10 protein-coding genes are annotated in these 9,782 nt (G+C 64.0%); 6 read left to right on the top strand and 4 right to left on the bottom strand.

The genetic code is table 11. The features are described from left to right. Window positions 1-7: 7 nt before the first annotated feature. From VEI45_RS01175 to VEI45_RS01165, 3 genes are read right to left on the bottom strand one after another with little or no spacing between them, the layout of a single operon-like run. Window positions 8-901, bottom strand: coding sequence for an NAD(P)-dependent oxidoreductase (locus VEI45_RS01175; protein ID WP_324849308.1), 894 nt, complete (start codon window positions 899-901; stop codon window positions 8-10). A gap of 10 nt (window positions 902-911) precedes the next feature. Further along, entirely contained in the window at window positions 912-1,292 is a 381-nt protein-coding gene (locus VEI45_RS01170; protein ID WP_324849306.1) for a carboxymuconolactone decarboxylase family protein, read from the bottom strand. A 13-nt stretch (window positions 1,293-1,305) separates the two neighbouring features. Next, entirely contained in the window at window positions 1,306-2,733 is a 1,428-nt protein-coding gene (locus VEI45_RS01165; protein WP_324849304.1) for an aldehyde dehydrogenase family protein, read from the bottom strand. A gap of 69 nt (window positions 2,734-2,802) precedes the next feature. Between VEI45_RS01165 and VEI45_RS01160 the strand changes: the two genes are divergently transcribed. The 6 genes from VEI45_RS01160 (at window position 2,803) to VEI45_RS01135 (ending at window position 9,264) form a co-directional block, all read left to right on the top strand. After that, entirely contained in the window at window positions 2,803-3,552 is a 750-nt protein-coding gene (locus VEI45_RS01160; RefSeq protein ID WP_324849302.1) for an alpha/beta fold hydrolase, read from the top strand. Window positions 3,553-3,590: 38 nt separating this feature from the next. Continuing rightward, complete coding sequence (locus tag VEI45_RS01155; RefSeq protein WP_324849300.1) at window positions 3,591-4,220, top strand: TetR/AcrR family transcriptional regulator; 630 nt, start codon at window positions 3,591-3,593, stop codon at window positions 4,218-4,220. 54 nt (window positions 4,221-4,274) lie between these two features. Beyond that, window positions 4,275-5,621 (top strand): hypothetical protein, encoded by a 1,347-nt coding sequence (locus VEI45_RS01150; protein ID WP_324849298.1) that lies wholly within the window; start codon window positions 4,275-4,277, stop codon window positions 5,619-5,621. Continuing rightward, window positions 5,618-7,012, top strand: coding sequence for an acyl-CoA reductase (locus VEI45_RS01145; RefSeq protein ID WP_324849296.1), 1,395 nt, complete (start codon window positions 5,618-5,620; stop codon window positions 7,010-7,012). Before VEI45_RS01150 ends, VEI45_RS01145 begins: the two co-directional genes overlap by 4 nt. Before the next feature lie 79 nt (window positions 7,013-7,091). After that, the gene (locus VEI45_RS01140; protein WP_324849294.1) at window positions 7,092-8,102 is read left to right on the top strand and encodes an acyl-CoA dehydrogenase family protein; all 1,011 of its coding nucleotides are present in this window, start codon (window positions 7,092-7,094) and stop codon (window positions 8,100-8,102) included. Then, a complete protein-coding gene (locus VEI45_RS01135; protein WP_324849292.1) occupies window positions 8,086-9,264 on the top strand; it encodes an acyl-CoA dehydrogenase family protein in 1,179 nt (392 codons plus the stop codon). The genes VEI45_RS01140 and VEI45_RS01135 overlap by 17 nt, the downstream gene beginning before the upstream one ends. 22 nt (window positions 9,265-9,286) lie before the next feature. Here VEI45_RS01135 and VEI45_RS01130 read toward each other — a convergent pair. After that, window positions 9,287-9,782, bottom strand: a 496-nt coding sequence (locus tag VEI45_RS01130) for a cytochrome P450 (protein WP_324849290.1), incomplete at its 5' end; no start/stop codon positions are given.

Below are 9,782 nucleotides of genomic sequence, written 5' to 3'. Positions count from 1 at the left end.
GTCCATTTCATTCCGCGGCGTGGCCCACAATGACGCCGGCGGCTTGTTCGATCGGTTTGATCGCCGTCGTGAAATCGGACTCGGCGCCCTGATCGCGCAAAGCGAGTTCCCACAGCCGGCCAACGGCTGCAGCGACTTCGGCGGATACACCGAGCGCTTTCGCTTCGTCGAGATAAAGCCCGACATCTTTGACCATCAACCCGGTGGCGAAGCCGTAGTCGAATGTGCGTGGAAGGATCGCGCGCGGAAACTTGTCTCGACTCGCGCTCGTCCCGCCGGAGCCCGCGTTGAGCACATCGATCATCACGCCGGCGTCTAAGCCGGACTTGACCCCCATGACGACGACTTCTGATGTCGCTACCAAAACGGTGGCCGCCAAGATGTTGTTGGCCAGCTTCATTGTCTGCGCCGAACCCGGCTGCCCGCCGATGTAGAAAAGCCTGCCGAGGGTCTCGAGCACCGGCTTCACGATCTCGAACTCGCTACGTGGCCCGGACACCATCACGGCGAGTGTGCCCTTTTGGGCTCCGGTGACGCCGCCGCTGACCGGGCTGTCGATCGCAACGACGTTCCGTTGGGCCAGCAGGTCATGGATTTGCACCGCCGTTCGGCTGCCGACCGTTGACAGGTCGACATACCGCTTGACCCGCGAGCCCTCGATCACGCCGCCGGCGCCGGTCGCGACGCTGAGTGCGGCATCCAGGGAGGGCAGGCTGGCCAGCACCGTCTCCGCGGAGTCGGCCACCTCTTTGGGCGACGACGCCGCCCGCGCACCGAGTGCGACGACGCGAGCGAGAGCTTCCGCGCGCGTGTCGAACGCGATGACCCGATGGTCTGCGTGAATAAGCCGCTGCGCCATGGGAAAACCCATGTTGCCCAGGCCGATGAATCCGATCTCCACCATCGCCCGCCTAGCTTTGGTCTAGTTCGGTGAACGCTTCCCGGGCGATGCGAAAGCTGTCGACCGCGGCCGGCACACCGGCGTAGATGGCGACCTGGAGGAAGACCTCGCGAATCTCGTCGCGAGTAACACCGTTCGTCAGTGCCGCCTTGATGTGGGTGCGCAACTCGTGTGGTCGGTTCAGCACCGAAATCATGGCCAGATTGAGCATGCTGCGGGTCTTCAGTGCGAGCCCGTCTCGTCCCCACACCGCACCCCAGCAGTACTCGGTAACAAGATCCTGCAGGGGCTTGGTGAAGTCGTCCGCCTCGGTCAGGGCCTTGTTGACATACGCCTCGCCCAATACAGCGGACCGTATTTCCAGCCCCTTGTCATACGTTGGTCGGTCCAATCGTCCTCTCCCTCTAATCGAGCCGGACAACCACGGTCTTCGTCGCGGTGAACGTGTCGAGTGCCTCGTAGCCCTTCTCGCGCCCGTATCCGGATTTCTTGAAGCCCCCGAACGGCAATTCAACGCCGCCGCCGGCGCCGTAGGTGTTGACATAGACCTGGCCAGCCCGGATTTCGGCAGCCAGTCGGTGCCCGCGGGCGATGTCGGCCGTCCACACGGCGGCGAGCAAGCCGTATTGTGTGCCGTTGGCCAGCGCGATCGCTTCGTCCTCGTCGACGAAGCTGTTCACGGTCAGTACCGGGCCGAAAATCTCTTCCTGCGCGATGGCAGACGCCGGATCGACGGCGTCGATCAAAGTCGGCAGGAAGTATGCGCCTTCGGCAAGGCCTTGCTCTTCCGGAGCCCGTCCGCCGCAGAGGATTTCGCCCTTGACGTTTTCGGCGAGCATCGACTGCACCCAGTGCTGCTGTTTCCGCGAGATCAGCGGGCCGATGTCTTTGTCTTGAATACCGGGTCCCATAGTGGCCCGCAGTAAACGCTGGCGCACCAAGTCGACGAGTCCGTCGTGGATCGAATCATGCACCAGCAGGCGAGACCCGGCCGAACAGGTTTGGCCGGCGTTCTGCAGGATCGCCTTGACGGTGAAGTCTGCTGCGCGGGTCAGGTCGGCATCGGGAAACACGATCTGCGGAGATTTGCCGCCCAATTCAAGAGTGGTCGCGACGACCCGATCGGCAGCGGCGTGCGCGACAGCCGACCCGGTCTGAGTTGATCCGACGAAGCCGATGTGGTCGACCTCCGGGTGTGCCGCCAGCGCGGCGCCGGCTTCGGCGCCGATGCCGGTCACCACATTGAACACGCCGCAGGGCAGACCGGCTTGCACAGCTAGGTGCGCGAACAGCACTGCGGTGCGGGGTGTTTCGTCAGCGGGCTTGACAACGACACAGTTGCCGGCGGCGATCGCGGGCGCAACCGCCCGGGACAGCAACTGCATCGGATAGTTCCACGCGATAATGTGGCCGCTGACGCCCAGCGGCTCGCGGCGGGTGTAGACGTGGAGATCTGTTGACAGTGGGATGGTTTCGCCGTAGTAGGTCTCGATTGCATGGCCGTAGAAACGGAAATACCGCGCCGCGACAAGAGCATCGGTGCGCGCTTGGCTTAGTGGCTTGCCAGTGTCTTCGCATTCGATCGCAGCCAACCGCTCGTGATGTTGTTCGATGAGGTCGGCGATCCGCGTCAACAGTGAGCTTCGCGCTTGTGGTGATGTCTGTCGCCAGGTCTTGGACGCTTGTCGGGCCGCGCTGACGGCGCGATCGATCTCGTCACCGCCGGCGCGCGCCACCGGCCCCAGCGTTAGGCCCGTGGATGGGTCGACGTTGTCGTAGCACTCCGCCGAGGCCACCGACTCGCCGTTGATGAACGACTCTGTGATTGCCAAGATTTACAAGTACACACTGCTGTATATTTCTGTCAAGCCTAGGCTCGCGAGTCGTAGAGTCGTCCCCAAATGACACTGCCGGATCTAGTGCTGGTTCACGGCGGCGCGCATGCTGCCGACTGCTGGGAGCTGACGATCGCTGAATTGGCCTGCCAGGAACCGAAACTACGCGTCCTGGCGGTGGACCTACCCGGCCGCGGTCGCAACCCCGCGGATCTCGCGACGGTTAACGTGGCAGGCTGGGTGGACTCGGTGGTCGCCGACGTAGAAAAGGCCGGCTTTCACGACATTGTTCTAGTCGGACATTCAATGGCGGGGATCACCGTTCCCGGCGTGGTGGCCAGGCTCGGCCCGTCCCGGGTGCGCGAGCTGATCTTGGCGGCCGCCTTCGTTCCCCCCGAGGGGCTGTCGGTGGTGGACGTGCTGAGGGGGCCGCTCGCCCCGCTGGCACGCATGGGCGTCCGGATCAACAAGTCGTTCAAAATGCCCATTGCCGCGGCGAATTTCGCCTTCTGCAACGGCATGTCGCAGGATCAGCGCGCGTTCGCGCTGGCGCGTATTTATGCGGAGTCCCCGCGTGTGATCGCCGAGGCGGTAGATCGCCGCGATCTGCCCGACGAGGTTGCCCGGACCTGGATCATGACCTTGCGGGACCGTGCGCTGTCGGTGCGCCAGCAGCGCGGTTGCATCTCGGCGCTCGGCGGCGTCGAGACATTGATCTGCATCGACACCTGCCACGACCTGATGTACAGCGAGCCCAGGCGGCTGGCCGAAATCCTGATCGAACGATGTCATTTCCGGGCTCAGCACCCCGACTAGCGCGAATTTTAAGTACACCGATACGTACACTTTCGTACGTGACGACGGCACGGCGAGGACGACCGACGCGTGCCCAAGCCGCGCAACTCGATCGAAAGTTGCGTGATGCAGCCGTCGCGACCTTTTTGGAGCACGGCTACGACCGGGCGACGATGGAGATGATCGCTGAAGCGGCGGGTATCACCAAGCGCACGCTCTACGCTCGGTATCCGGACAAGCGCGCGGTGTTCCTCGACGTCATCCCCTGGGCTTTGAGCCGCAGCGTGGAGCGCGATTCGACTCCGTATATCGACGACGGCGATGACCTTGAGGTTGCGCTGCTTGCGATCGGCCGCGGTGCGCTCAAGCGGGCACTCGACCCCGACACCGTGCGGCTGCACCGGATGGCGATGAACGAATCGCCCCGCTTTCCCGAATTCGCGGTCAGCGCTGACACTCTCGGCTGGTCGCGTCGGCAGCGCCAAGTCATGGAGCTGCTTCGCCGCTATCAGGCCGCGGGAGACATCGACGTGGATGACATCGAGCTCGCGGCTGAGCATTTTCTCGCTCTGGTCGAGGCCTTACCTGCCCGGCTGGCCGACTTCGGCGTGTTCCGCAGCCGACGGCAAGAAGAGCGCCATCTGAAGCACGCGGTGAACCTTTTTCTGCGCGGCATTCTGCCGAGGTGACATTCGCCGCCGTGCGCGGCTTGACAATAATATACGCCGATGTTTACTTAATGGATGACACCTGCAATCCAGCGCTTGGTGGACTTCGTCGGGGCGGACGACTGCTTCGACATCGCGCCCGCTGATTTGTTGCCCGTCCAGCTGCAAGCGGCGAACGAACGACTGCAGAGCCAGATCGGCGAGATCGGGCTACTGGCCAACCGCGCGGAATCGGCCGGCGTGAAGGAGATCAGCAAGCCCGCCGACCTGGTGCCGCTGCTGTTCGCGCACACGACATATAAGACCTACGTCGAAGGATGGCTCAACGAGCAGCGCTGGGACCGGATGGGCAAGTGGTTGGCCACCGTCTCGACCCGCCCCGTCGAAGGCCTGGACACCGATGGGGTGAAGACACTCGACGACTGGATCAAGCAATTGGAGACCGTCGGGCACTACCTGTCCTGCTCGAGCGGCACGACCGGCAAGCCCGCAATGCTCAGCTGTACCGAGGGCGACATTGCACTTGCGGCGAAAGTCAATATCGAAGCGCTGCTGTGGGCCACGGGTCTGCGTCGTGGTGAGGACCGCAAATTCCTCGGGCTCGGCCCGCAGTTTGCAGCCCCGCGCGAAGACGCGATCCGGCAGGCGATGGTCGACGCGTTCTCGACACGCTACGAGCCGTACCAGTTCGGAGACGGCGAGCCGATCACGGTCGGTTCGATGGTGGACATCATCACGTTGCGGCGAAAACTCGCCGACGGCACGGCACGCCCCAGCGAAATCAGCGAGTTCGAGCGCATCGCAACCCAGCGGGCCGCCGACATGGATACCTCGGCTAAGAAGGCGATCGACGCGGTCATCGCGGCCCGGGATTTGCCCCTCCTGGCGACCGGCATGTTCGCCACCCTGTATCAGATCGCAGAAGGCATTCGGGAAAAAGGCCACGGCGGCAGTGATTTTCACTCGAACAACGCCATGATGGTGGCCGGCGGGCTCAAGGGCGCCGTGCTACCGCCGAACTACCGCGAATACGTCCTGGAGACGTTCAACGTCGCCCAAGAGCGGCTCTACCACATGTACAGCATGCGTGAGATCAACGCGACCTTTCCGCTGTGTCATGCGGGCCGCTACCACATCTCACCATGGGTGATCATGTTGCCTCTGGACACCAACGGCGAGCAGCTGCTGGACGCCGGCGTCGATGAGATCGATTCCCGTGCAGCGTTTTTCGATACTTCGATCGAAGGGCGATGGGGTGGCGTCATCAGCGGCGACCGGGTCAGCGTCAGTTTCGCCAAATGCGGGTGCGGCCATCAGGGTCCAACCGTCGGGCGGGATATCACGCGTTACGCGGACCTACCCGGCGGTGACAAGATCACGTGCGCCGGCAGCATCGACGCCTACGTGCGGGGTGTGGCATGAGCACGCTATCGGCGCCGCACTTCGTGCAGGGCGTTTTGGTTCACGGCGACGCGGTTCGCCATCGCTCCCGAGACCTCGGCGCTGACTTCGCCACTCCCGCAATTGATCTCGATGCCCTGATCATGCCGCGCGCCCAGCTGCCGCCGCTACTGGATATCAAACTCGCGGAGATCATCGACTTCCTGGTGGAGGCCGGTGAGCGTTTGCGTCTGGATCGCAATCCGTACCTTCAAGAATGTCTGGAGTTGATCGCGGCGACGAATCCGCTGCCGCGACGCGTCGTGGAGAACCTCTACCGGGAGGCGCCCTATTACCTGAGCAGGCACGTCCTCGAGAGCATGATCGATTCGAACTTCCCCCGCCGCGACGCTCTCGACGGCTGGGTTGAGCGAGTCGACCCGCACGGCAGCAAGCTAGCGGTTCGGGCTTTTCCTCCCCGGATGGTGCACATGCTGGCCGGAAACGCGCCGTCGGGATGTGTTGCCTCAATAGCGCAGGGCGCACTTGTCAAGGCGGTCAACATTTTCAAGATGCCGTCCAGCGACCCGCTCACGACCGTCGCGGTGCTGCGCACGATGGCTGAAATCGACCCGAGCCACCCCGTCGTGCGTTCGATGTCGGCCGTCTACTGGCAGGGCGGTGACACCGCCATCGAGCGAACCATCTGCCGGCCGCAGTACATCGACAAGATCGTCGCCTGGGGTGGCGGCGATGCGATCAACAACGTCATCCAATATCTGGGGCCGGGTATCCAGCTGATCTCGTTCGATCCCAAGTCATCGATCTCGATGGTCGGGCGCGAGGCATTCGATTCGGAAGACACCGTTGCCGAGGTCGCCGAGCGGCTGGCCGCCGACACCACGGTGTTCAACCAGGAGGCCTGCTTGGCCAGCCGGTACGCCTTCGTCGAAGGCGAGCGGGATCAAGTCGAGGCGCTTTGCGCCAAACTCGCCCCGCGGTTGGGCGTCGACCGTGACTTCGCTTCGGCGGTTGCTCCGCCCGTTCCGGCGGAGGTGCGCGACGAGGTCGAGGTCATCAACGCGATGGGTGATGTCAAGATCTGGGGCGGGTTCGACGGACGCGGACTGGTGATCCTGTCTGAGGAGCCCGTGGAGTTCCTCCCGTCCAACAAGACCTCGAACGTCGTCATGGTCGACTCACTCGACGACGCGGTCCGCTACGTCAACGTGGCCACCCAAACCATCGGCGTCTATCCCCACCAGCGCAAGGCCCAAATGCGCGACCGCCTGGCCAGCGCCGGTGCCCAGCGGCTGTGCCGCTTGGGAACCGCGAACGCGCACGCTCTCGGCAGCCCGCACGACGCGATGTATCCGCTACAGCGGTTCGTGCACTGGATGGGCGACGACGACATCACGATCGCCTACAGCTAACTCTCGGCGAGATTGTTACTGTGCTAATAAGAGAATAGTATTCTCACAGCACGTTAACTGATCTAAGGAGCTGGCCGGGATGCTGTTGGAATTCGACGCCGATCAGCGGCTTTGGCAGGAAACAGTGCGCGATGCCGTTGGCAAGCAATGCCCACCGGCGCTGGTCCGAGGCATCGCCGAGGACGGCGTAGACCCGACCCCAGTCTGGAAGGCCTACGTGGAGCACGGCTGGACCGAGATGAGCGATCCGGAGACCGCCGTCGAACTGGCCATCGTGCTGGAAGAGCTGGGCCGCGCCACCGATCCGACCCCGTTTCTGGCGACGATGAGCCAGTTCGCGCCGTTGGCCGCGGATCGGTTCGACCCGCAGGCCTCCGGAACCGCCGTCTACACCGGGGTGACAGCGCACCGGGATGGCGACGATTGGGCGTTGGACGGTACGGCGAAGCATGTGCTGGACGGGGACCGCGCCGAGTGGTTGGCGGTGGTGACCGACGCCGCGGTGTTGGTCGTCAGCGCTGCCGAGGTGGCCGGGCAGGTATCCAGGCGACGCAGTGCGGTGTTCGACCCGGTGTTACATGTCGCCGACCTGACGTTCAGCGGGGTCCGGGTGCCCGACACCGCGCGGGTCAGCGTTGATGTCGAGCGGGCGCGTCATATCGCGCTGATGGGTATGGCCGTGACGATGGTCGGCGCCTGCCAACGCATTCTGGATCTGGTGCTCGACCACGTGCGCAGCCGTCACCAATTCGGGGTGCCGATCGGCTCGTTCCAGGCGGTCCAGCACAAGGCCGCCGACATGCATGTCGCGGTGGAGCGGGCGCGGGCACTGGCCTACTACTCAGCATTGACGATTGCCGAGGACGACCCGCGGCGGCGGCTGGCGGCCGCAATGGCGAAAGCGGCTGCTGGTGAGTGCCAGTCGCTGGTGTTTCGCCACGGCCTGCAACTGTTCGGCGCGATGGGCTTCACGTGGGAGAACGATCTGCAATTCGCGCTGAAGCGGGCCAAGGCGGGCGAGCTCATGCTCGGCGGAGCCGCCGAACACCGGGCGATGATTACCGAGGAGTACCGTGCAGCTCACCTTTGATCCCGATGTCGAGGCGTTCCGTGCTGAGTTCGTCGCCTTCCTCGACGAGCACGTGCCTGCCACGGCGGCTGAGGCGCTGGAACGGCCGAAGTCGGTGTCGCACATGCCGGCTTGGGCGCGCCGCTGGCAGCGGCTGCTGTTCGACAACGGCTGGCTGCTGCCCACTCAGCCGCCGGAGTTCGGCGGCCGAAACGCCACGGTGTTGCAGCAGTATGTCTATTTGGAAGAGCTGTGCCAGCGGCGGATCTACCACAGCTTCAACCCGCAGGGCGTGAATATCATTGCGGCGTCGCTGATCTCGTTCGGCACCGACGATCAGAAACAGCGTTGGGCGGTGCCGATCCTGCGGGCCGAGATCACTGCTTCGTTGGGGATGAGTGAGCCCAGCGCCGGTTCGGATCTGGCGTCGTTGCGAACCAAGGCTGTGCGCGACGGCGATGATTTCGTGGTCAACGGCCAGAAGGTCTGGACTTCGGGGGCGCATGACGCCGACGTGCTGCTGACGTTCGTGCGCACCGATCCCGATGCGCCGAAGCACAAAGGCATCAGCGTATTACTGATTCCCACCGATACCCCCGGCGTGGCGCGCCGGCCGTTCCCGTCCATCTGCGGGCAGGATGACCTGGACTTCAACGAGGTGTTCTTCACCGACGTGCGAGTGCCCGCCGAAAACCTGGTCGGGCCGTTGAACCAAGGCTGGCGGGTCGCCAACGGATCGCTGGGACACGAACGCACGATGATGTGGTTGGGGTTCGCCGATCGGTTGGACAATGTCCTTGCGGACTTTCATCCCACCAACGCACTCGAACGTGACCAGTACGCCACCACGCTGATGGACTATCAGGCACTCCGCCTGCTCGGGTCGGTGGCTCTGGCCCGGGCCGCCCGCGGGGAGGAGGATGTGCCCGCCCTGTCGGTGCTCAAGCTGCTCGGCTCCGAAGCCGAACGGCAGGCATGTGAAAATGCCATACACGCAGCGGGACCCGACGGCCTGATGCACCCCGCGTTGACCGGTCCGTACGCGCCGATGAATCTCGACCACTACTTCGCTAGCTGGTTCGAGCGATACGCCCGCAGCTTCTCCGGCACGATCGCCGGCGGCACCTCCGAGATTCAGCGCAACATCATCGCGCAGCGAGTGCTCGGATTGCCCACCGGCTGAACGGCACCGCGCGGGGCCTAGCTCAGTCGATAACCGCGGCGTCTTTGCGTTCGGTGATCGGCAGCGCCAGTTGCTGCTCGTCGCAGATGCGCTGCAGCTTCTCCAGGGTCTCGTCGAGACCCGCGCCGAGTCGGCGGCCGGGGGTGAATGTCGCCGGCAGGTGTCGCATGCCCTGGATGACGCCGATGGTCTCGTAGTGAACGGTACCTTCGGGGTCACACTCGTAGTCCGGCATCCGGTCGAGCACCGCGGTCAGCATGGATTTGAATACCGTCCGTGCCACATTCGAGCCGATGCAGCGATGCACGCCGAGGCCGAAGCTGAAGTGCCGGTTACCTTTACGATCGAGAATGATCTTGTTGGGCTCGACAAACACGGAGGGATCGCGGTTGGCCATCGCCCAGGAGATCCACAACCGCTCACCCTCTTTGAACTGTGTTCCTTCGATCTCGACGTCGTCGGAGAAGGTCCGCCCGTCACCGGGTGCCGGGGTGAAGTAGCGCAGGAATTCTTCAGTG

The sequence above is a fragment of the Mycobacterium sp. genome (genome assembly GCF_035623875.1).
In the GTDB taxonomy this organism is placed as follows: Bacteria; Actinomycetota; Actinomycetes; order Mycobacteriales; family Mycobacteriaceae; genus Mycobacterium.
This window is presented reverse-complemented; position numbering and strand designations above follow the sequence as displayed.